This is a genomic window from Streptomyces sp. NPDC055966 (genome assembly GCF_042269865.1).
Lineage (GTDB): Bacteria > Actinomycetota > Actinomycetes > Streptomycetales > Streptomycetaceae > Streptomyces.
Genome location: NZ_JBHJYK010000022.1, coordinates 99672 through 120121, shown reverse-complemented (window position 1 = coordinate 120121; position 20450 = coordinate 99672). Strand labels below are relative to the sequence as shown.

General features: G+C 72.5%; 20 protein-coding genes. 12 read left to right on the top strand and 8 right to left on the bottom strand.

Annotated features, from left to right (window positions below; all coding sequences use genetic code 11):
• Positions 1-39 precede the first annotated feature (39 nt).
• The 3 genes from ACFC8N_RS37310 (at position 40) to ACFC8N_RS37300 (ending at position 3279) form a co-directional block, all read left to right on the top strand.
• Complete coding sequence (locus ACFC8N_RS37310; RefSeq protein ID WP_362822969.1) at positions 40-1038, top strand: ABC transporter ATP-binding protein; 999 nt, start codon at positions 40-42, stop codon at positions 1036-1038.
• Positions 1025-1942: an ABC transporter permease gene (locus ACFC8N_RS37305; protein ID WP_376293466.1), complete on the top strand. Its 918-nt coding sequence runs from the start codon at positions 1025-1027 to the stop codon at positions 1940-1942. Before ACFC8N_RS37310 ends, ACFC8N_RS37305 begins: the two co-directional genes overlap by 14 nt.
• Positions 1943-2118: 176 nt before the next feature.
• Positions 2119-3279, top strand: coding sequence for a hypothetical protein (locus ACFC8N_RS37300; protein WP_376293463.1), 1161 nt, complete (start codon positions 2119-2121; stop codon positions 3277-3279).
• Between the two features lie 52 nt (positions 3280-3331).
• Here the strand turns inward: ACFC8N_RS37300 and ACFC8N_RS37295 are convergent, their stop codons facing one another.
• From ACFC8N_RS37295 to ACFC8N_RS37285, 3 genes are all read right to left on the bottom strand, one after another.
• Complete coding sequence (locus tag ACFC8N_RS37295) at positions 3332-3799, bottom strand: VOC family protein (RefSeq protein ID WP_376293460.1); 468 nt, start codon at positions 3797-3799, stop codon at positions 3332-3334.
• An 86-nt stretch (positions 3800-3885) separates the two neighbouring features.
• Positions 3886-4854 (bottom strand): EamA family transporter RarD, encoded by a 969-nt coding sequence (gene rarD / locus ACFC8N_RS37290; protein WP_356027523.1) that lies wholly within the window; start codon positions 4852-4854, stop codon positions 3886-3888.
• A gap of 132 nt (positions 4855-4986) precedes the next feature.
• Entirely contained in the window at positions 4987-5841 is an 855-nt protein-coding gene (locus tag ACFC8N_RS37285) for an SDR family oxidoreductase (protein ID WP_376293457.1), read from the bottom strand.
• A gap of 92 nt (positions 5842-5933) precedes the next feature.
• Here ACFC8N_RS37285 and ACFC8N_RS37280 point away from each other — a divergent pair, with 92 nt between their 5' ends.
• Positions 5934-6323, top strand: coding sequence for a helix-turn-helix domain-containing protein (locus ACFC8N_RS37280; RefSeq protein WP_356027517.1), 390 nt, complete (start codon positions 5934-5936; stop codon positions 6321-6323).
• 28 nt (positions 6324-6351) lie between these two features.
• Here the strand turns inward: ACFC8N_RS37280 and ACFC8N_RS37275 are convergent, their stop codons facing one another.
• From ACFC8N_RS37275 to ACFC8N_RS37255, 5 genes are all read right to left on the bottom strand, one after another.
• Complete coding sequence (locus ACFC8N_RS37275) at positions 6352-7413, bottom strand: 2-oxoacid:ferredoxin oxidoreductase subunit beta (protein WP_356027515.1); 1062 nt, start codon at positions 7411-7413, stop codon at positions 6352-6354.
• Complete coding sequence (locus ACFC8N_RS37270; RefSeq protein ID WP_376293454.1) at positions 7406-9334, bottom strand: 2-oxoacid:acceptor oxidoreductase subunit alpha; 1929 nt, start codon at positions 9332-9334, stop codon at positions 7406-7408. The genes ACFC8N_RS37275 and ACFC8N_RS37270 overlap by 8 nt, the downstream gene beginning before the upstream one ends.
• A gap of 288 nt (positions 9335-9622) precedes the next feature.
• Entirely contained in the window at positions 9623-10312 is a 690-nt protein-coding gene (locus ACFC8N_RS37265; protein ID WP_356027510.1) for a response regulator transcription factor, read from the bottom strand.
• 149 nt (positions 10313-10461) lie between these two features.
• A complete protein-coding gene (locus tag ACFC8N_RS37260) occupies positions 10462-11799 on the bottom strand; it encodes a sensor histidine kinase (RefSeq protein ID WP_376293451.1) in 1338 nt (445 codons plus the stop codon).
• Between the two features lie 198 nt (positions 11800-11997).
• Positions 11998-13179: a sensor histidine kinase gene (locus ACFC8N_RS37255; protein ID WP_376293448.1), complete on the bottom strand. Its 1182-nt coding sequence runs from the start codon at positions 13177-13179 to the stop codon at positions 11998-12000.
• 243 nt (positions 13180-13422) lie between these two features.
• Between ACFC8N_RS37255 and ACFC8N_RS37250 the strand changes: the two genes are divergently transcribed.
• From ACFC8N_RS37250 to ACFC8N_RS37215, 8 genes are read left to right on the top strand one after another with little or no spacing between them, the layout of a single operon-like run.
• Positions 13423-13842, top strand: coding sequence for an NADH-quinone oxidoreductase subunit A (locus ACFC8N_RS37250; RefSeq protein ID WP_356027503.1), 420 nt, complete (start codon positions 13423-13425; stop codon positions 13840-13842).
• Positions 13833-14471 carry an NADH-quinone oxidoreductase subunit B family protein gene (locus ACFC8N_RS37245; RefSeq protein ID WP_356027500.1) on the top strand — a complete coding sequence of 213 codons (639 nt, stop codon included), beginning with the start codon at positions 13833-13835 and terminating at the stop codon, positions 14469-14471. Before ACFC8N_RS37250 ends, ACFC8N_RS37245 begins: the two co-directional genes overlap by 10 nt.
• A complete protein-coding gene (locus tag ACFC8N_RS37240; protein ID WP_376293445.1) occupies positions 14471-15856 on the top strand; it encodes an NADH-quinone oxidoreductase subunit C in 1386 nt (461 codons plus the stop codon). The genes ACFC8N_RS37245 and ACFC8N_RS37240 overlap by 1 nt, the downstream gene beginning before the upstream one ends.
• The gene (locus tag ACFC8N_RS37235) at positions 15853-16821 is read left to right on the top strand and encodes a complex I subunit 1 family protein (protein ID WP_356027495.1); all 969 of its coding nucleotides are present in this window, start codon (positions 15853-15855) and stop codon (positions 16819-16821) included. The genes ACFC8N_RS37240 and ACFC8N_RS37235 overlap by 4 nt, the downstream gene beginning before the upstream one ends.
• Positions 16821-17372, top strand: a complete 552-nt coding sequence (locus ACFC8N_RS37230; RefSeq protein ID WP_356027493.1) for an NADH-quinone oxidoreductase subunit I — start codon at positions 16821-16823, stop codon at positions 17370-17372. Before ACFC8N_RS37235 ends, ACFC8N_RS37230 begins: the two co-directional genes overlap by 1 nt.
• Complete coding sequence (locus ACFC8N_RS37225) at positions 17369-18037, top strand: NADH-quinone oxidoreductase subunit J (RefSeq protein WP_376293442.1); 669 nt, start codon at positions 17369-17371, stop codon at positions 18035-18037. Before ACFC8N_RS37230 ends, ACFC8N_RS37225 begins: the two co-directional genes overlap by 4 nt.
• On the top strand, positions 18037-18426 hold the full coding sequence (nuoK, locus tag ACFC8N_RS37220; protein ID WP_356027491.1) for an NADH-quinone oxidoreductase subunit NuoK: 390 nt from the start codon (positions 18037-18039) through the stop codon (positions 18424-18426). The genes ACFC8N_RS37225 and nuoK overlap by 1 nt, the downstream gene beginning before the upstream one ends.
• Positions 18423-20444, top strand: coding sequence for an NADH-quinone oxidoreductase subunit L (locus ACFC8N_RS37215; RefSeq protein WP_376293441.1), 2022 nt, complete (start codon positions 18423-18425; stop codon positions 20442-20444). The genes nuoK and ACFC8N_RS37215 overlap by 4 nt, the downstream gene beginning before the upstream one ends.
• The last annotated feature ends 6 nt before the right edge of the window (positions 20445-20450 follow it).

Sequence of the window (20450 nt, the reverse complement as noted above, 5' to 3'; positions counted from 1 at the left end):
CGTTGACCCTTTACGGAAGCACGAACCGAGGGGGAGCCGATGGACGGACCGTCCGCCACGGAGCGGGAGGCGGGGGACGCCGAGCGGCATGCCCCCGGGCAGGCCGAGGCGAGCGTCATCGCCACGCGCGGTCTCACCAAGCGCTACCGCGGCGGACAGCTCGCCGTGGACGGTCTGGATCTGACCGTCCCGGCCGGCAGTGTCTTCGGCTTCCTCGGTCCGAACGGCTCGGGCAAGACCACGACCATCCGCATGCTGATGGGCCTGATCGAGCCGACCGCAGGCACGGCCCGGGTGCTGGGCCGCCCGATGCCCCGGGCGGCCCGCTCCGTGCTGCCCGAGGTCGGCGCGCTCATCGAGGGCCCCGCGCTGTACGGCTTCCTCTCCGGCCGGGACAACCTGCTGCGCTACGACGCCGCCGACCCGACCGCCGACCCGCGCACCCGGCGCGCCCGCGTCGCCGCCGCCCTGGACCGGGTGGGCCTCGCGGCGGCCGCCGGAAAGAAGGCGAGAGCGTACTCGCTGGGCATGAAGCAGCGCCTGGGTCTTGCGGCCGCCCTGCTCCAGCCGCGCCGGCTGCTCGTCCTGGACGAGCCCACCAACGGCCTCGACCCGCAGGGCATGCGGGAGATCCGCACCCTGATCAGAGAGCTGGCCGCCGACGGCACGACGGTCTTTCTCTCCTCCCACCTCCTCGACGAGATCGAGCAGGTGTGCACGCACGCGGCGGTCATGGCGCAGGGCCGGCTCGTCACACAGGGCGCGGTGGCCGACCTGGCTGCCGGGGCGCGCGGCCGGCTGGTGGTGACCACCCCGGATCCGGCCGAGGCTGCCCGGGTGCTGAAGGAACAGGGCGTCGCGGACGTCACCGCCGACGGCGACCGGGTCACCGGCGAACCGCCCGCGCGGGACCTCGCCGAGGTGAACGCCGCGCTGGTCATGGCGGGCGTGCGGGTGCGCGGCCTCGCGCTCGAACGGGCCTCGCTGGAGGACGCGTTCGTGGCACTGACGGGGGAGGGCTTCGATGTCGCGGGCTGAGACGGATCCCCTGTCCGAGAGGGCTCCCGGGTCCGGGGCGGCCCTCGTCCCCGCCGTGCGCCGGCCGAGCCCGCTGTGGACGTTCGGGCTGCTGCGCAGCGAACTGGTCACGACCGTCCGACGCTGGCGCACGCTCGCCCTGCTCGGGGTGCTGGCCGCGGTGCCGGTGCTGGTCGGGATCGCGGTGAAGATCGAGACGCGCGGCGGCGGGTCGGCGGACCACGGCGGCCAGGGCCCTGCGTTCATCTCGCAGATCACCAACAACGGCCTGTTCCTGGTGTTCACGGCACTCGCCGCGACCTTGCCGTTCTTCCTGCCGATGGCCGTCGGCGTCGTCGCGGGGGACGCGATAGCGGGCGAGGCGGGCGCGGGCACGCTGCGCTATCTGATGGTCGCCCCGGCCGGCCGCACCCGGCTGCTGCTCACCAAGTACGCGACGGTGATGGCCTTCTGCCTGCTGGCCACCCTGGTCGTCGCCGTCTCGGCACTGATCGTCGGCGTGCTGCTCTTCCCGCTGGGCGACCTCACGACGATATCCGGCACGCAGATCAGCTTCGCCGAGGGCCTCGGCCGAGCCCTGCTGATCGCCCTGGTCGTCGCCCTCTCCCTGGTCGGCGTGGCCGCCCTCGGCCTGTTCGTCTCGACGCTCACGAACAGCGGCATCGCGGCGATGGCGACCACCGTGGGGCTGCTCATCACCGTCCAGATCCTCGACCAGATACCCCAGCTGCACGCCCTCCAGCCGTACTTCTTCTCGCACTACTGGCTGTCCTTCGCCGACCTGATCCGCGACCCCGTCTACTGGGACGGCCTGGAGAAGAACCTCGGCCTCCAAGCGCTGTACGCGGCCGTGTTCGGCACGGCGGCCTGGGCGAGGTTCACGACGAAGGACATCAGCGCCTGAGCCCCTGCCGGGCCCGCGCGAAGAGCGTCTTCGCGCCGCCGCTGAGCATGCTCCCGGGAGGCGGCTGGTGCGAGGCTGTGACGGTGCGGTGACCCGGAAGCCGAGGCGAGCGGAGACACTGGTGGGCAGGACGCGTACGACCGGAATCGCGACGCCGGGGGAGTGAGGGAAAACCGATGTCTCGACTGAGCTTCGAGAAGAAGCGGGCGCAGCGGCCCGCGGAGCACCGGGCGGCGGTGCCGGTCCGGGTGTTCGGCGCGGGTGGCGCGTCGGTGGGCGGGACGTCGGTGGCGGCCGTGCCGGGCGAGGAGATCCACCAGACGGTCCTGAACCGCCTCCAGCGCCTCGCCATCAGCCTCGGCGCCCCGATACGTGCCACGATCCAGGACGACCGGGTGGGCCTCATGGTTCCCCTGGAGGTCTCGGCGGACGGTTCCAGCCGCGTCATGGGGGAGCCGGTGCGGACGGCTCCGCCGCGCGAGGCGGAGAAGGCGCAGCCGGCGGAGCAGGCCGGGTCGTGCCCGGAACCGAAGGCCGGGACGGCGCGGGTGCCGACGGGGCAGTTCGGCCCCCCGCCGGTCATGGACGCGCCGGTGGCGGCCGCCGCCACCACAACCGCCACCACGGCTGCTGCTCCCTCCGCTCCCTCCGCCCTCTCCACTCCCTCTTCCGTCGCCCCCGCGCCCGAAGCCGCACCCCTCCCCACCCCCGACCACATCCCTGCTCCCGCCGCCTCCTCCCCCTCCCTCTCGGTCTCTCTCCCCCTGTACGCCGAGCCGGAGGCGCCGGTCGCGGCCCACACGCCGGCCCGGGGGTTCGACGCCGTCGCCGAGGAGGTGCTCGGGGACGGGCCGCTGACGGAGACGGCGGAGGGAGCCGAGTTGCTGACCGAGCCGATGACGCGGATCAACGAGGCCGTGCGCGCGGGCCGGATCGAGGCGGCGGCGGAGCTCACCGACCGTACGGTCACCGAGGCCTCCACCGTGCTGGGCCCCGGCCATGCCGAGGTGCTGCACCTGCGTGAACTGTCCGCCTACATCGCCTACTTGGGCGGCGAGCCGGTCCGCGCCTTCGAGCAGTCCCTGGACCTCGCCCGGCTGCGCCGGCAGGCGCGGGACGCGGAAGCCGCCTACGGCAACGTCCGCAGCGCGGCGACCGCCTGGCGTGCGGTGCGTGACCCCGAGGAGGGCCTGCGGCTGGGCCGCGACCTGATCGAGCTGTGGACGGACCTCAGCGCCGAGCCGGGTCCCGCCGCCGACGACCTGCACCCCCTGGAGTCCGCCCGCGCCCGCATGGGCCGCCTGACCGACCGGGCGGCCCGCGCCGCACAGCCGTGAGCCCGGCCGCCGTACAGCCGTGAGCGAGGTCCCACGGGGCTCACCGCACGGCTCACTGCACGCAGAACTCGTTGCCCTCGGGGTCCGTCAGCACCACCCACTGCCCGGCGGGCTCCGTCACCTCGCGCACCACGCGCGCGCCCAGCGCCTCCAGCCGGGCCACCTCCTGCGCGCGCCGCTCCGGGCCGGCGTGCAGGTCGAGGTGGAGCCGGTTCTTGGCCGTCTTCGGCTCCGGGACGCGTTGGAAGAGCAGGCGCCGGCCCAGCCCGGTGCCGGTTGCGGGGTCGTACGGGTCGTCGGGGTGCCGTACGGCGATCAGGTCACGGAAGGCGGGGCGGCCGTGGTACTCGACCGTGGCCTCGCCGGGCAGCGCGCCGGCGGACAGCAGCCGTTCGATCAGGGCGCTGTTGTCCTCGGCCGGGTAGTGCAGCGCCGCGGCCCAGAAGTCGGCCTGGGCGTGCGGGTCGGCCGCGTCGATGACGAGCTTCCAGTGCAGGGGTGCGGGCGTCTGTGTCGACATGGCTGTCACTTATAGCGCGCGCCACTGACAGCGGCCGTCGGACACGACCGCGGCCCGCCACGACGGCCGTGGCCGTGGAACAGCCGTCAGGCGTCCACCGCGGCGGACTCGGCCTGGCCGCCGCGCGCCACCACCAGCGACCGCCGCGTGCGGCGCGCGGAGCGCAGCGCGTCGCCCGTGAGCAGGATCAGCGCCAGCCAGACCAGCGCGAAGCCGGCCCACCGCTCCATCGGCATGGCCTCGTGGAAGTACAGGATGCCGAGCAGGAACTGGAAGACGGGGGCGAGGTACTGGAGCAGGCCCAGCGTGGACAGCGGCACGCGGATCGCCGCCGCGCCGAAGCAGACCAGCGGCAGCGCGGTGACCAGGCCGGTGGAGGCGAGCAGGGCGGCGTGCCCGGAGCCGTCGTTCACGAAGCTGGACTCGCCATGGGCGACGAGCCAGAGCAGATAGCCGAGCGCGGGCAGGAACTGGATCGCGGTCTCGGCGGCCAGTGACTCGACGCCGCCGAGGTCGACCTTCTTCTTCACCAGGCCGTAGGTGCCGAAGGAGAAGGCGAGGACGAGCGAGATCCACGGCGGGCGGCCGTAGCCGATGGCCAGCACGACGACGGCGGCGAGGCCGGTCGCGACCGCCGCCCACTGCACCGGCCGCAGCCGTTCCTTGAGCAGCAGCACGCCCAGCGCGATGGTCACCAGCGGGTTGATGAAGTACCCGAGCGAGGCCTCGACCACATGGCCGGCGTTCACGGCCCAGATGTAGACGCCCCAGTTCACGCTGATGACGGTCGCCGCCACGGCGACGAGCGCGAGCCGGCGCGGCTGGCGCAGCAGCTCTCCGGCCCAGGCCCAGCGCCGTACGAAGAGCAGCGCGGCGGCGACGACGACCAGGGACCAGACCATGCGGTGGGCGAGGATCTCCACCGCGCCGGCGGGTTTCAGCAGCGGCCAGAAGAGGGGGACCAGCCCCCACATGCCATAGGCGGCGAAGCCGTTCAGCAGGCCTGTCCGGTCCTCGCTTCCGGAGCTCCCGGAGTTCTTGGACGTCCCGCTCACGGCCCCTCCTTCTCGTGGTGCATCGGCACACGCGCGCGCGAGAACGAAGGTAGTGCCGAGCACCCCCGGCTGTCATGCCCGTATCGGTATACGGTCATGACAGCCGGTGGAAACCCGGTGGAGGCGGAAGGGTCAGCCCTTGACGGCCGCGCTGACCGCCTCCGCCAGCGACTGCGCCGGGCGGCCGGTCAGACGGGTGAGGTCGCCGGTGGTGACGACCAGCTCGCCCTTCTCGATGGAGGCGTCCACTTCGGCCAGGATCCCGGCCAGCGGAGCGGGCAGCCCGGCGCCGGTCAGGATGCCGGTCAGCACCTCGGGGGTGACCGGGGTGTAGGCGATCTCCTTGCCGGTCTGCCGGCTGAGCTCGGCCGCGTACTCGGCGAAGCCGAAGGGCTCGTCGCCGCCCAGCTCGTAGGTCTTGTTCTCGTGGCCCTCGCCGGTCAGCACCGCGACCGCGGCGGCGGCGTAGTCGGCGCGGGAGGCGGCGGAGATCCGGCCGGCGCCGGCGGCCTGGACGACGGCGCCGTGCTCCAGCACCGGTGCGAGGTTCTCGGTGTAGTTCTCGAAGTACCAGCCGTTGCGCAGCAGCGTGTACGGCAGGCCGGAGGCAAGCAGCACCTCCTCGGTCGCGCGGTGGTCGTCCGCGAGGGCGGCCTTCAGGGTGCCCGGGGCGCTGGTGTACGCGAGCAGCGCAACGCCGGCCGCCTTCGCCGCGTCGATGACGACCTTGTGCTGCGCCACCCGGCCCTTGTCGAACTCGTTGCCCGAGATCAGCAGGACCTTGTCGCCGGCGGCGAAGAGGCTGCCGAAGGTCTCGGGCGCGTTGTAGTCGGCGACGGCGAGCCGTACGCCGCGGGCCGCGAGGTCGGCGGCCTTCTGCTCGTCGCGCACGACGGCGGTGATCTGCTCCGCCGGAACCTTTTCCAGCAGCTGCTCCACGACGTGGCGGCCGAGGTGTCCGGTGGCTCCGGTGACGACGATGCTCATGATGTGCGATCTCCTTCTCGGGTGCGTCCTTCGCTAACCCTAGGAGTGGCGCTAACTGTTGGAAAGTACCCACTTTGAAGTAAGGTACCCGCATGTCGGTAAGTGAGTGGAAGGGCGGCGGCGAGGCGATGTGCCCCCAGCGCCTGGTCCTGGAGCATGTCACCAGCCGTTGGGGTGTGCTGGTGCTGATCCAGCTCCTCGACCGCCCGTACCGCTTCAGCGAACTGCGCCGCGCGATCGGCCGGGTCAGCGAGAAGATGCTCACGCAGACCCTCCAGACCCTGGAGCGCGACGGCCTCGTCCACCGGGACGCCAAGCCCGTCATCCCGCCCCGTGTCGACTACTCCCTCACCGACCTCGGCCGCGAGGCGGGGGAGCAGGTGCGGGCGCTGGCGCAGTGGACCGCGCGGCGCATGGACGACGTGCTCGGTGCCCGGCGGGCATACGACGAGGCCCGGGAAATCCAGTCCCGGGCCTCGTAGCCGAGCGAGAGAGACGAGAGCTGACGCTTCAGCCGACGACCGTCCAGGTGTCGCCCCCGGCCAGCAGCGCGGCGAGGTCGCCCTTGCCCTTCTGCTCGACGGCGGTGTCCAGCTGGTCGGCCATCGCGGTGTCGTAGACCGGGCGTTCGACGTTGCGGAAGACGCCGATCGGGGTGTGGTGCAGGGTGTCGGGGTCGGCGAGGCGGGAGAGGGCGAAGGCGGTGGTCGGGGACGCGGAGCGCGCGTCGTGGACCACGATGTCCGCCTCGTTCTCCGCGGTCACGGTGACGACTTCGAGGTCGCCGGTGGCCCGGTCGCGTACGACACCGCGCGCGCCGTCGGCGCCGAAGCGGATCGGCTGCCCGTGCTCCAGGCGGATCAGTGCTTCCTGGGCCCGCTGCTTGTCCTTCAGGGCGTCGAAGGCGCCGTCGTTGAAGATGTTGCAGTTCTGGTAGATCTCGATCAGGGCCGTGCCCGGGTGGTCTGCGGCCTGGCGCAGCACCTCGGTCAGGTGCTTGCGGTCGGAGTCGATCGTGCGGGCCACGAAGGACGCCTCGGCGCCGATGGCCAGCGACACCGGGTTGAACGGGGCGTCCAGGGAGCCCATCGGGGTCGACTTGGTGATCTTGCCGACCTCGGAGGTCGGGCTGTACTGGCCCTTGGTCAGGCCGTAGATCCGGTTGTTGAACAGCAGGATCTTCAGGTTCACGTTGCGCCGCAGGGCGTGGATCAGGTGGTTGCCGCCGATGGACAGCGCGTCGCCGTCACCGGTGACCACCCACACGCTCAGGTCCCGCCTGCTGGTGGCGAGCCCGGTCGCGATCGCCGGGGCGCGCCCGTGGATGGAGTGCATCCCGTAGGTGTTCATGTAGTACGGGAAGCGGGAGGAGCAGCCGATGCCGGAGACGAAGACGATGTTCTCCTTCGCCAGGCCCAGCTCGGGCATGAAGCCCTGGACGGCGGCCAGGATCGCGTAGTCACCACAGCCCGGGCACCAGCGCACCTCCTGGTCCGACTTGAAGTCCTTCATCGACTGCTTGGCCTCGGCCTTGGGGACCAGCTGGAGCAGCCCGTTGCCGGCGTCAGTCATGGATGGCCTCCTTCAGCGCCGTGGCGAGCTGTTCCGCCTTGAACGGCATGCCGTTGACCTGGTTGCAGGAGTGGGCGTCGACCAGGTACTTCGCCCGGATCAGCGTGGCGAGCTGCCCGAGGTTCATCTCGGGGATCACCACCTTGTCGTAACGCCGCAGCACCTCACCGAGATTCCGCGGGAAGGGGTTGAGGTGGCGCAGGTGCGCCTGTGCGATCGACTCGCCGGAGCGGCGCAGGCGTCGTACCGCCGCCGTGATCGGTCCGTACGTCGAGCCCCAGCCCAGCACCAGCGTCCGCGCGGTGTCCGGGTCGTCGACCTCGATGTCCGGCACGGTGATGCCGTCGATCTTGGCCTGGCGGGTACGGACCATGAAGTCGTGGTTGGCCGGGTCGTAGGAGATGTTGCCGGTGCCGTCCTGCTTCTCGATGCCGCCGATGCGGTGCTCCAGACCCGGCGTGCCCGGGATCGCCCACGGCCGGGCCAGGGTGTGCGGATCCCGCTTGTAGGGCCAGAAGACCTCGGTGCCGTCGGCCAGGGTGTGGTTCGGGCCCTGCGCGAACTGGACGGTGAGGTCCGGCAGTTCGTCCAGGTCGGGGATCCGCCAGGGCTCCGAGCCGTTGGCCAGGTAGCCGTCGGAGAGCAGCATCACCGGCGTGCGGTACGTCAGCGCGATCCGGGCCGCCTCCAGGGCCGCGTCGAAGCAGTCCGCCGGGGTCTTCGGGGCGACGATCGGCACCGGTGCCTCGCCGTTGCGGCCGTACATCGCCTGGAGCAGGTCCGCCTGCTCGGTCTTGGTCGGCAGACCCGTCGACGGGCCGCCGCGCTGGATGTCGACCACCAGCAGCGGCAGTTCCAGGGAGACGGCCAGGCCGATCGTCTCGCTCTTGAGCGCCACACCCGGGCCGGACGTCGTGGTCACCGCGAGCGAGCCGCCGAACGCCGCGCCGAGCGCCGCGCCGATGCCCGCGATCTCGTCCTCGGCCTGGAAGGTGCGTACGCCGAAGTTCTTGTGCCGGCTCAGCTCGTGCAGGATGTCGGAGGCCGGGGTGATCGGGTACGAGCCCAGGAACAGCGGCAGGTCCGCCTGGCGCGAGGCCGCGATCAGGCCGTAGGCGAGGGCGAGGTTGCCGGAGATGTTCCGGTAGGTGCCCACGGGGAAGGCCTTGGCGGCCGGGGCGACCTCGTAGGAGACCGCGAAGTCCTCCGTCGTCTCGCCGAAGTTCCAGCCCGCGCGGAACGCCGCGATGTTCGCCGCCATGATCTCGGGCTTCTTCGCGAACTTCGACTTCAGGAACCTCTCGGTGCCCTCGGTCGGCCGGTGGTACATCCACGACAGCAGGCCCAGCGCGAACATGTTCTTGCTGCGTTCGGCCTCCTTGCGGGAGAGGTCGAACTCCTTCAGGGCCTCCACCGTGAGCGTGGTCAGCGGCACCGGGTGCAGGTTGTAGCCGTCCAGCGAGCCGTCGTCCAGCGGGGAGGCGTCGTAGCCGACCTTCTGCAGGGCGCGCTTGGTGAACTCGTCCGTGTTGACGATGACCTCGGCGCCGCGCGGCAGGTCGCCGATGTTCGCCTTCAGCGCGGCCGGGTTCATCGCGACGAGCACGTTGGGCGCGTCACCCGGGGTGAGGATGTCGTGGTCCGCGAAGTGCAGCTGGAAGCTGGAGACGCCGGGCAGGGTGCCGGCGGGGGCGCGGATCTCGGCGGGGAAGTTGGGGAGGGTGGAGAGGTCGTTGCCGAAGGAAGCGGTTTCCGAGGTGAAACGGTCACCGGTGAGCTGCATGCCGTCACCCGAGTCCCCCGCGAACCGGATGATCACCCGGTCCAGACGCCGCACGTCCTTCGCGTCGCCCGGATCGCGCTGCTCTCCCACGACGTTTCCGTCGGCCTGCTCCGCTGGGCTGCTGACCTGGCTGGTCACTGAACTGGACCTCCTTCGAGGCGGCTGTCCGGGGGTTGGCCGTCCCACGGACCATCCCAGATCAACCCTACGTCGGTTAGGGTCGCCTTCCCGAGGCCATCCACCGATTGGACGACATTTCGAGACGGCCTGTCGCGCTGGCTTGGCTAGCTGGCTTCCATGATGTCCCGCCGTGCTCGAGCACCGGTCAAGGCGCTCCCCGCACGTTCCACGGTTCCCCGCCCGCCTCCCACAGAAGCCGGACGGTCTGACGCGGAGCTGACGGGGCGGGCACGGAGGAGGCGGCCGTCAGGAGTTCAGATACGTGAGAACGGCCAGCACCCGCCGGTGGTCGCCGTCGCTCGGCGCCAGGCCGAGCTTCAGGAAGATGTTGCTGACGTGCTTCTCCACGGCGCCGTCGCTGACCACCAGCTGCCGCGCGATCGCCGAGTTCGTACGGCCCTCGGCCATCAGCCCGAGCACCTCGCGCTCGCGCGGTGTCAGCCCCGCCAGCACGTCCTGCTTGCGGCTGCGGCCGAGCAACTGCGCGACCACCTCCGGGTCCAGCGCCGTACCGCCCTCGGCGACCCGCACCACCGCGTCCACGAACTCGCGCACCTCGGCGACCCGGTCCTTGAGGAGATAGCCCACGCCCCGGCTGGAACCGGCCAGCAGCTCGGTGGCGTAACGCTCCTCCACGTACTGCGACAGCACCAGCACCCCGAGCCGCGGATACGTCTTGCGCAGCCGCACGGCCGCGCGCACGCCCTCGTCGGTGTGCGTCGGCGGCATCCGTACGTCCGCCACCACCACGTCGGGCAGCGCGCCCTGTCCGTCGAGGTCGGCGATGGTCTTCACCAGCGCCTCCGCGTCCCCGACACCGGCCACGACATCGTGCCCGCGGTCGGTCAGCAGCCGGGTCAGACCCTCTCTGAGCAGCACCGAATCCTCGGCGATGACCACCCGCACCCTGTTCTCCACGATCTCCCGGCCCCCCATGCCCGCTCTCCGACGGTGTTCGTCCCTACGGTCCGTACGGAGGTCAAGCATTCCAGCAATCGCCCCGGCCCGCCGCCCCACCTGGGAACCCCGCCCTCGGAGAAGGGGGTTCCAGGGGAGTGCGGTGCCGGGGCGGGGGGGGGTGTGCCTCAGGCCCGCCAGGGCAGTTCCGCGATGACCCGGGTGGGGCCGCCCGCGGGGGAGTCCACCACGAGGACGCCGTCCACCGCGTCCAGGCGTCCGGCGAGGCCGGCCAGACCCGAGCCGCGCGAGACGTCCGCGCCGCCGACCCCGTCGTCGATCACCTGGAGCATCAGCCGGTCCTCCGCCCGCCACACGTCCACCGACGCGGACCGGGCCCGGCTGTGCTTGCTGATGTTCTGGAGCAGTTCGGAGACCGTGAAGTAGGCGATGCCCTCGATGGCGGCCGCCGGGCGGCCCGGCAGGTCGACCTCGACCCGCACCGGCACCGTGCAGCGCGAGGCGACCGCCGACAGGGCCGCGTCCAGGCCGCGGTCGGTCAGGACGGCCGGGTGGATGCCGCGGGCGAGGTCGCGCAGCTCCTGGAGCGCGGTCTTCACCTCGCCGTGCGCCTCCTCCACCATCTGCGCCGCGGCCTTCGGGTCCTCCTGGAGCTTCTCCTTCGCCAGCCCCAGGTCCATCGCCAGGCTCACCAGCCGGGCCTGCGCCCCGTCGTGCAGGTCGCGCTCGATGCGCCGCAGGTCGGCGGCGGCCGTGTCGACCACGACGCCCCGGTCCGACTCCAGCTCCACCACGCGCGCCGACAGCGGCGACGGCCCCAGCAGCCCGCGCACCAGCAGCCCGTCGACCGTCGTCAGGGCCCGGACGATCCACGGCGTGGCCAGCGTGACCAGCAGCCCGACCAGCGCGGTCACGGTGATCTCGAACGGGTTGTCCAGGTACACGCTGTGGTGCTCGTCGCCGTACAGCTGAAGGCCGCCCTGGCCGACGTAGGCCGGGAAGACCCAGAACCACAGCGGGTAGGTCAGCAGCGACCAGCCCAGGGGCCACAGGATCACCGCCACCACGAACGAGAACACCGCCCAGGGGAACTGCACCAGCGCGTACAGCGTGCTCCGCCAGGAGGCGCCGCTCTTGAGGACCGCGCCCACCCAGGCCGGCACGCCCGGCTTGCGCACCCGCAGCGGCTCCGGCGCGGCCACCTCCACCCCGAGCAGCGCGCGCGCCCGCGCCCGCTCCAGTGCGCCGAAGCCCCGGCAGCCGGCGAGCGCCGCCGCGAGGACCGGGACCCCGAGGAAGGTGACGAGCAGGCCCGCCCCGAGCGACACCATCGTCACCGTCCAGGCGAACAGCACGGTCGAGACCGGCAGGCTCAGCAGGACGTACCCGAACTCACGCCAGCTGCGCGCCTCGAACGGCGCCCGCAGTCCGGCGGGCAGCCGGTGGCCGGTTCCGGCGGGCCGCCCCTGCCCCCGCTCATACCCGTGTCCGTACTCCATGGCCATCGATTCTCGTTCCGTTCTCGTCGTGTCGGCCGTGTCTCTGCGGCCGCGCCTCTGCGGCTGTCCTGTGAGGCTGTGCTTCTACGGTCGTGCGTCGCGGCTCCGCGGGCCATGGAGGCCGTCGGCGTCTCCACCCGGGGGTTTTCCCCACCCCCGCCCCGCACCGCACGGGGGCGCGTCTGCGCGCGGGCGTGGGCGTGGCTACTCGGTCCGGTCCCGCCACGGCAGTTCCGCCGTGACCACCGTCGGACCGCCGGCCGGGGAGTCGAGGACGAACAGGCCGTCCACCGCGCCCAGCCGCTCGGCGAGCCCCCGCATCCCCGTGCCGCCGTCCAGGCGCGCGCCGCCCCGGCCGTCGTCACGGACCTGGATCAGCAGCCGCTCCTCGGCGCGCCAGACGTCGACGGAGGCGCCCCGGGCGCCGCTGTGCTTGCTGATGTTCTGGAGCAGTTCGGAGACCGTGAAGTAGGCGATGCCCTCGATGGCGGGCGCCGGGCGGGTGGCCAGGTCCACGGTGACCTTCACCGGCACCGTGCAGCGCGTGGCCACCGAGGACAGGGCCGCGTCCAGGCCGCGGTCGGTCAGGACGGCCGGGTGGATGCCGCGGGCGAGATCGCGCAGCTCCTGAAGGGCCAGCTTCACCTCGCCGTGCGCCTCCTCCACCATCGCCGCCGCCGAGTCGGGGTCCTCCAGCAGCTTCTCCTTGGCCAGGCCGAGCCCCATGGCCAGGTTCACCAGCCGGGCCTGCGCCCCGTCGTGCAGGTCGCGCTCGATGCGGCGCAGGTCGGCGGCGGCCGTGTCGACCACGATCCCCCGGTCCGACTCCAGCTCGGCGATACGGCGCTCCAGCTCGTCCGAGGGCGACAGCAGCCCGCGCACCAGCGCCCGGTCCACGTTCGAGAGGCCCCGGGCCAGATACGGCAGCACCGGCCACAGCGCGATCAACGAGATCAGCGTGGCGCAGAAGGTGAGGACGCCCCAGGGCAGCCGGACCAGGTCGTACAGCATCGTCCGCCAGCCCACCGGGTCCTTCAGCGCCAGCCACAGCCGCTGCGTCAGGCTCCCGGCCCTGGCGAACGGCAGCGGGGTCGGCTCCTCCACCCGCACCCCGAGCAGCCGGCGGGCGCGGGCCCGCTGCAGCTTCCCCAGCTGCCGGGAACCCAGCAGGCTCAGCGCCAGCAGCGGCAGGCCGATCACCGTGATCGAGAGCGACCCGCCGACGGACAGCGCGGTGAGCGCGTACACGAAGCCGAACACCGCCAGCGGCAGGTTCAGCAGGAGATACGCGATCTCCTTCCAGGTGTGCGCGTCGTAGGCCGGCCGCGGCGGCGGCAGGCGGTCGGTGCCGTCTGCCGCGCCGACGGCTGAGCTGGGAGCGGTCATAGCAGCCAGCCTGCCGTGCGCGCAGCCCCCGGCGCCATGCGGTACGCCGCCCTCCGCTCGCGGGGGAAAACCCCACCCCCGTCGAACCCCGGCCCGCCGCCAGCCGTCTCACCCGATGACGGGCTGCTTACCGTCTCTTTATCAGGGCCTAGACTCCCGTGCGTACAGATCCTCGAATCACATGGGATCACCGAATTCACTCGGGTCATGCAGGCCACGACGTCAGGGAATGAGGGACGGACGGTGCGGGAGACGTTGGGGGACGGTGGGGTCGCCACGGCGCACGTCATCGCGGCCGGCTACTTCCGGTCCTACTCGGTGGTGGGCCTGCTCGCGCTCGTCGGCGTGCTGTTCGTCGCCGTCGCCTTCGGCGCGGGCCGTCTGCTGCGCCCCGTCGTCCCCACCCCCGAGAAGCTCCTGACCTACGAGTGCGGCGTCGACCCGGTCGGCGAGGGCTGGGCCCACACCCAGGTCCGCTACTACGTCTACGCTTTCCTGTACGTGATCTTCGCGGTCGACTCGATCTTCCTGTTCCCCTGGGCGACGGTCTTCGCCGCCCCCGGCTACGGCGCGACCACCCTCGTGGAGATGTTCGTCTTCCTGGGCTTCCTCGCCGTGGGCCTGCTGTACGCATACAAGAAGGGCGTCCTGACATGGACGTGAACCACTCGGTGGACGGGAACCCGTCGGCGACCGAGTCCGTCTCCGAGCCCGTGCTGCTGCCGGAACCGAAGCGTCTGGGCGCGCTGGCCCGGCTGGCCCCCGAGCCGATGAAGGTGATCCTGAACTGGGGCCGCCGCTACTCGCTCTGGGTCTTCAACTTCGGCCTCGCCTGCTGCGCGATCGAGTTCATCGCCGCGTCGATGGCCCGGCACGACTTCATCCGCCTCGGCGTCATCCCCTTCGCGCCGGGCCCCCGCCAGGCCGACCTGATGGTGGTGTCGGGCACGGTCACGGACAAGATGGCCCCGGCGGTCAAGCGCCTGTACGAGCAGATGCCCGAGCCGAAGTACGTCATCTCCTTCGGCGCCTGCTCCAACTGCGGCGGCCCCTACTGGGACTCCTACTCCGTCACCAAGGGCGTCGACCAGATCATCCCCGTGGACGTCTACGTCCCCGGCTGCCCGCCGCGCCCCGAGGCGCTGCTCCAGGGCATCCTCAAACTCCAGGAGAAGATCGCCCGCGAGTCGCTGGAGGAGCGCTACGGCACCGGGTCCGCCCGGCCGTCGGTGGCCGCCCTGACCAGCGACCTGGTGAAGCCGCCGGCGCCCGCTGCCGAGGGGGGCGCGTGATGAGCACGGTCGGCTGGCTGCCCGCCCCGGTCGAGGACCTCTTCGGCACGGACGCCACGGCCGAGGAGTCGTACGACGTCCTGACCGTGGACGTACCGCCGTCCACCTGGCTCACCGCCCTGGAGACGGCCCGTACGACCCTGGGCTGCACCTACTTCGACTGGCTGAGCGCCGTCGACGAACCGGGCACGGGCTTCCGTGTCTCGGCCCACGTCGTCGCCCTCGGCCCGGTCCGCCGCCTCCTCGTCCGTACGACACTCCCGCACGAGGCGCCGGAACTGCCCAGCGCCGTCGGCGTGTACGCGGGCGCCGCCTGGCACGAGCGCGAGACCCACGAGATGTTCGGCGTCCGCTTCACGGGCCACCCGGGGCTCGACCACCTCCTCCTCCCCGAGACCTTCGAGGGCCACCCCCTGCGCAAGGACTTCGTCCTCGCCGCCCGCGTGGCCAAGGCCTGGCCGGGCGCGAAGGAGCCGGGGGAACCTGCGGCGGGTGCGGCACACGCCGGGCCCAAGCGCCGCCAGATGCTGCCCCCGGGCGTCCCCGACCCCAACGAGTGGGGCCCGCTGAAGGGCCAGCTCCCCCCGGCTCCGGCCCGCCCGGCACGCGGCGCGGCGGCAGGCCGCGCGGCGGGCGACCGCCCGGCCCGCGCGGGCGCGCCCGCCGCCGGGGACCGCCCGGTACGGCGCACCCGCACAGCCACCGAGGGCTCCGCGAGCCAGACCTCCGGCGCCGCGACGGAGGCCGCCGGGACCGTGGCGGGAGCTCCGGCCGCCGATACCGGTGCGGGTGCCCGGCCGCGCCGGATGCGGAGCGCGAGCCAGGGCTCGGCGAGCCAGACGCCGGCCCCGGCCGAGGGCGAGCGCGAGGGCGAGGGCGGAGGCGAGACGGGCCGGCCGGTGCCGGAGGCCGGGGCCGGCGAGGCCGCCTCGGCGGAGCCGTCGGCTGCTGCGACACCGACCGGCCCACGCCGCTCGCGCAGCGCTTCCCAGGGCTCCGCCTCCCAGCGGGCCGACGCACCGATGCCGGAGCAGGCGCAGCAGCAGGAGCAAGGCCGGGCTCCGGGCCAGGAGCAGGCACCGGCGGAACCGGAGGGCGCGTCCCGCCCGGCCCGGCGCAGCACGGCCCCGCACAGCTCGGACGCCCCCTGGCACCACGCCCGCCCGGCCTTCGACGAGCCGGAGGCGGCGTCCGGGCCGACGTCCCGGCCCGAGCCGGAGCGCGAACCCGAGACCGAACCCGAGAGCGGGCCGGAACGCGAGCCGGAGAGCGGGCAAGCCGAAGGGCCGGCCGGCTCCGCAACCGCCGAACCGCCCGAGCGCCCCGAACCCCCCAGCACTCCCGACCGCACCCCCGGCGGCGACCCCACAGGAGGCCCGCAGTGAACGACACGCTGGACGTCGCCCTGCGACTCCTGGTCGTGTTCGTCGTCTTCCTCACCTTCCCGCTGATCGTCGGCCAGACCGAGCACAAGGTGATGGCCCACATGCAGGGCCGCCTCGGCCCGATGTACGCGGGCGGCTTTCACGGCTGGGCCCAGCTCATCGCGGACGGCGTGAAGTTCGCGCAGAAGGAGGACGTGGTCCCGGCCGGCGCCGACCGCCGCGTCTTCCAGCTCGCCCCCGCCGTCGCCCTGCTGCCGTACCTCCTCGTGCTGCTCGCCGTCCCGATCGGCCCGAGCGAGGGCGCGGTCGGCCAGGTCGTCGACGCGGGCGTCTTCTTCGTGCTCGCGGTGATGGGTGTCGGCGTGCTCGGCTCGCTGATGGCCGGCTGGGCCAGCGCGAACAAGTTCTCCCTCCTCGGCGGCCTGCGCACCGCCGCGCAACTCCTCGCCTACGAACTGCCGATGCTGCTGGCCGCCGCCTCGGTCGCGATGGCCGCGGGCACGGTCTCCCTGCCCGGCATCCTGCACGCCTTCCACTGGTGGTGGGTGCCCTGGCAGATCGTCGGCGCGCTCGTCTTCTTCGTGGCCGGACTCGCCGAGCTGCAACGCCCGCCGTTCGACATGCCCGTCGCCGACTCGGAGATCATCTTCGGCGCGTACACCGAGTACACCGGACTGCGTTTCGCACTGTTCCTCCTCGCCGAGTACGCCGGCATCGTCGTCCTGTGCGGTCTGACCACCGTCCTCTTCCTGGGCGGCTGGCACGGTCCCTGGGGCGCCGCCGGCCTGGGCTGGCTGTGGACCCTGTTGAAGACCGCGATCCTCGCCTTCGTCGTCATCTGGCTCCGTGTCACCTATCCCCGCCTGCGCGAGGACCAGCTCCAGAAGCTCTCCTGGACCCTCCTCGTCCCCCTCTCCCTCGCCCAGATCGCCCTCACCGGCATCGTCAAGGTGGTGATCAGCTGATGGCCCCCATTCCTGGCAGCGGCCTCGCCAAGGGCCTGGCCGTCACGCTCCGCACGATGACGCGCAAGTCCGTCACCGAGCAGTACCCGGACGCCCAGCCCGAACTGCCGCCGCGCACCCGTGGCGTGATCGGCCTGTTCGAGGAGAACTGCACGGTCTGCATGCTCTGCGCCCGCGAGTGCCCGGACTGGTGCATCTACATCGACTCCCACAAGGAGACCGTCCCGCCCGCCGCGCCCGGCGGCCGCGAGCGCAGCCGCAACGTCCTCGACCGGTTCGCGATCGACTTCTCCCTGTGCATGTACTGCGGTATCTGCATCGAGGTCTGTCCTTTCGACGCGCTGTTCTGGTCCCCGGAGTTCGAGTACGCCGAGACCGACATCCACGACCTCACCCACGAGCGGGACAAGCTCCGCGAGTGGATGTGGACCGTCCCGGCCCCGCCCGCCCTCGACCCGTGCGCCGAGGAGCCCAAGGAGATCGCCGCCGCCCGCAAGACCGCCGAGAAGCTGGCGGCCGCGCAGGCCGAACCGGGGGAGGGCCAGTCGTGAGCCCCGCCGCAGCCGTGAGCCTGGCGGCAGCCCCGCACGGGTTCCTGTCCCCGACCGGCGTCGAGATCGCCTTCCTGCTCGTCGGCCTCGCCACCTTCGGCGCGGCCCTGATCACGGTCACCACCCGTCAACTGGTGCACGCCGCCCTGTGGCTGGTGGTCGCGCTCGGCGGCCTCGCCGTCGAGTACCTCCTGCTCACCGCCGAGTTCATCGCCTGGGTGCAGGTCCTCATCTACGTCGGTTCCGTCGTCGTCCTCCTCCTGTTCGGTCTGATGCTCACCAAGGCGCCGATCGGCCGGTCCCCGGACGCCGACTCCGGCAACCGCTGGGTCGCCCTCGCCGTCGCGGCCGTCGCCGCCGCGGCGCTGGTGTGGGTGGTGGTCGACGCCTTCCGCACCACGTGGATCGACCTGACCGGCCCCGCCGCCGGCACCACCCGCGTCACCGGCGAGAGCCTGTTCCGGCACTGGGTGCTGCCCTTCGAGGCCCTGTCCGTCCTCCTCCTCGCGGCCCTGGTCGGCGCGATCGTCCTGTCCCGCAAGGCGAAGGCGGAGTCGGGCCCTCCCCCTGTGAACTCCCGAGCGGTCACCGAGAGTTCCCCGTCCGTCACGGATTCGGGCACGGATTCCGGAATTCACCCGGCCGAGCCGGAAGGCGCCCACTGATGCATCTCGCCTATCCCGCCGTCCTCTCCGCCCTCCTGTTCTGCACCGGCCTGTACGGCGTCCTGGCCCGCCGCAACGCGATCCTGGTCCTCATGTCGGTCGAGCTGATGCTCAACGCCGTCAACCTCAACCTGGTCGCCTTCGACGTCTGGCTCAGCCGGGCCGCCAGGGACACCCTGCACTCCGGCCAGGCGCTGACCCTGTTCACCATCGCCATCGCCGCCGCCGAGATCGGCATCGGCCTGGCGATCGTGCTCGCCGTCTACCGCAACCGCGGCACCTCCGACATCGACAAGCTCCGCGACACCGCCGAGGGCCCCGAGGCCGGCGGCCCCGGCACCGAGGGCCCCGGCACCTCCGCGGCCGAGAAGGCTGAGGCCACCGCGTGACCACGATCCACCTCGCCGTCCTCGTCCCCCTCCTGCCGTTCCTGGGTGCCGTGGCCGGCCTGCTGCTCGGCCGCACCGCCCCCCGGTTCGTCCGCCCGCTCGCCGTGCTGCCGCCGCTGGTCTCGCTCGTCCTCGCCGCGCTGGTCGCCGCCGACCAGGGCGGCGGCCGGGCCGTCGACGCCCACACGGAACTGACACCCACCGGCTCGGTCCCGATCGAGCTGGCCCTGCACATCGACGGCTTCGCCGCACTCGTCGCGATCCTGGTCGCGTTCGTCGCGTCCTGCGTGCAGATCTACTCGACCGGCTATCTGCGCGACGACCCGCGCTACCCGTCCTACGCCGCTCTCGTCTCCCTGTTCACCTCCGCGATGCTCCTGGTCGTCTACTCCGGCGACCTGATCGTGCTGCTGGTCGGCTGGGAAGTCATGGGCATCTGCTCCTACTTCCTGGTCGGCCACTACTGGGAGACCCCCGAGGCCCGCGCCGCCTCCCTGAAGGCCTTCCTGGTCACCAAGCTCGGCGACGTGCCGTTCCTCATCGGCCTGTTCGCCCTCGGCACCGACGCCGGATCGTTCCGCATCACCCGGATCCTCGGCGCGGTGACGAGCGGCGGTCTCGACCACCCGACCGTGACCGCCCTGCTGCTCCTGGCGGGCGTGGCCGGCAAGTCGGCGCAGTTCCCGCTGCACACCTGGCTCCCGGACGCGATGGCGGGCCCCACGCCCGTCTCGGCACTGATCCACGCCGCGACGATGGTCGCCGCCGGTGTCTACTTCATCGCCCGTCTCCTTCCGGTGTTCGAGGCCTCCCGGGCCGCGATGGTCGTCCTCGCCGTCATGGCCGCCGTCACGATGGCCGGCTCGGCGCTCGCCGCGCTCGCCCAGGACGACATCAAGCGCGTCCTCGCCTACTCGACGATCGGCCAGCTCGGCTACATGACCGGCGCCCTCGCCGTCGGCGACCGCGGTGCCGCCGTCTTCCACCTCTTGTCCCACGGCGCCTTCAAGGCGCTGCTGTTCCTCGCGGCCGGCGTGATCATCCACGCCGCCGGCACCAACTCGCTGGCGGCCATGTCCCGCATGCACGGCCTGCGCGAGCGCGTCCCGGACGCCTACTGGACGATGACCGTGGCGCTGCTCGCGCTCGCCGCGATCCCGCCGTTCAGCGGCTTCTTCTCCAAGGAGTCCGTGCTCGGCGCCGCCGAGCACGTGGCCACAGGGAACACCGGCCACGCTCCAGGAGCGGCGGGCTGGATCGTCCTCGTCGCCGGTCTGCTCACGGCCCTGCTCACCGCCGCCTACGCGACCCGCCTGTGGCTGCTGGCCTTCCGCGGCCGGGGCACCGAGGCGCCCGACCACGGCCGCCAGCCGCTGACGATGAACGCGGTGCTGTGGGTCCTGGCCGTGCCGTCCCTGGCCTTCGGCGGGCTCGCCTACCGCGCGCTGCCCGGCTGGTTCGACGGCCGCGACCTGACCCCCACCCTCCTCACCTCGATCCTCGGCACCGGCCTCGCCCTGGTGGGCGGCCTTCTCACCTACGGCGCCTGGCAGCGCACCAGTGCGATCGCCGCCCGTACCCCGGCGGCGCCCGCGCCCTCCTTCGAGTGGGAGCACCTCCAGGGCGAGGCCGCCGCGCATCCGGAGGGCGATGCGAGCCTCGTCGAGGCACACGCCCTCGCCAGCCAGGGCCCGGCCGACCGCGACCTCGCCCACGCGCCCGACCCCGGGCGGCTGCTGCTCGGCCCGCTGTACCGGCACGCGGCCACCGGCTTCCACCTGGACGGCGTGTACACGGCCCTGTTCGTCCGCCCGGTCCAGGCCGGGGCGAGCCTCGTGCGATTCCTCGACCGCGAGGTCGTCGACACCTACGTACGCGGCGCGGCCGCCCTGCCCCGCGTGCTCGGGGCCGCCGTGCGGCGGGCGCAGACCGGCAATGTGCAGACCTACGTGAGCGCGCTGCTCGCCGGCACCGTCGTCCTGACGGTCGCCGTCGTCCTCGTCGCCACCGGAGCGTGAGCAGGC

Excerpts from the sequence above, each read along its gene's own strand:
- ACFC8N_RS37310 (WP_362822969.1), top strand. The coding sequence starts at position 40 with ATGGACGGACCGTCCGCCACGGAGCGGGAGGCGGGGGACGCCGAGCGG.
- ACFC8N_RS37305 (WP_376293466.1), top strand. The coding sequence starts at position 1,025 with ATGTCGCGGGCTGAGACGGATCCCCTGTCCGAGAGGGCTCCCGGGTCC.
- ACFC8N_RS37300 (WP_376293463.1), top strand. The coding sequence starts at position 2,119 with ATGTCTCGACTGAGCTTCGAGAAGAAGCGGGCGCAGCGGCCCGCGGAG.
- ACFC8N_RS37295 (WP_376293460.1), bottom strand. The coding sequence starts at position 3,799 with ATGTCGACACAGACGCCCGCACCCCTGCACTGGAAGCTCGTCATCGAC.
- ACFC8N_RS37285 (WP_376293457.1), bottom strand. The coding sequence starts at position 5,841 with ATGAGCATCGTCGTCACCGGAGCCACCGGACACCTCGGCCGCCACGTC.
- ACFC8N_RS37280 (WP_356027517.1), top strand. The coding sequence starts at position 5,934 with ATGTCGGTAAGTGAGTGGAAGGGCGGCGGCGAGGCGATGTGCCCCCAG.
- ACFC8N_RS37275 (WP_356027515.1), bottom strand. The coding sequence starts at position 7,413 with ATGACTGACGCCGGCAACGGGCTGCTCCAGCTGGTCCCCAAGGCCGAG.
- ACFC8N_RS37265 (WP_356027510.1), bottom strand. The coding sequence starts at position 10,312 with ATGGGGGGCCGGGAGATCGTGGAGAACAGGGTGCGGGTGGTCATCGCC.
- ACFC8N_RS37260 (WP_376293451.1), bottom strand. The coding sequence starts at position 11,799 with ATGGCCATGGAGTACGGACACGGGTATGAGCGGGGGCAGGGGCGGCCC.
- ACFC8N_RS37255 (WP_376293448.1), bottom strand. The coding sequence starts at position 13,179 with ATGACCGCTCCCAGCTCAGCCGTCGGCGCGGCAGACGGCACCGACCGC.
- ACFC8N_RS37245 (WP_356027500.1), top strand. The coding sequence starts at position 13,833 with ATGGACGTGAACCACTCGGTGGACGGGAACCCGTCGGCGACCGAGTCC.
- ACFC8N_RS37240 (WP_376293445.1), top strand. The coding sequence starts at position 14,471 with ATGAGCACGGTCGGCTGGCTGCCCGCCCCGGTCGAGGACCTCTTCGGC.
- ACFC8N_RS37230 (WP_356027493.1), top strand. The coding sequence starts at position 16,821 with ATGGCCCCCATTCCTGGCAGCGGCCTCGCCAAGGGCCTGGCCGTCACG.
- nuoK (WP_356027491.1), top strand. The coding sequence starts at position 18,037 with ATGCATCTCGCCTATCCCGCCGTCCTCTCCGCCCTCCTGTTCTGCACC.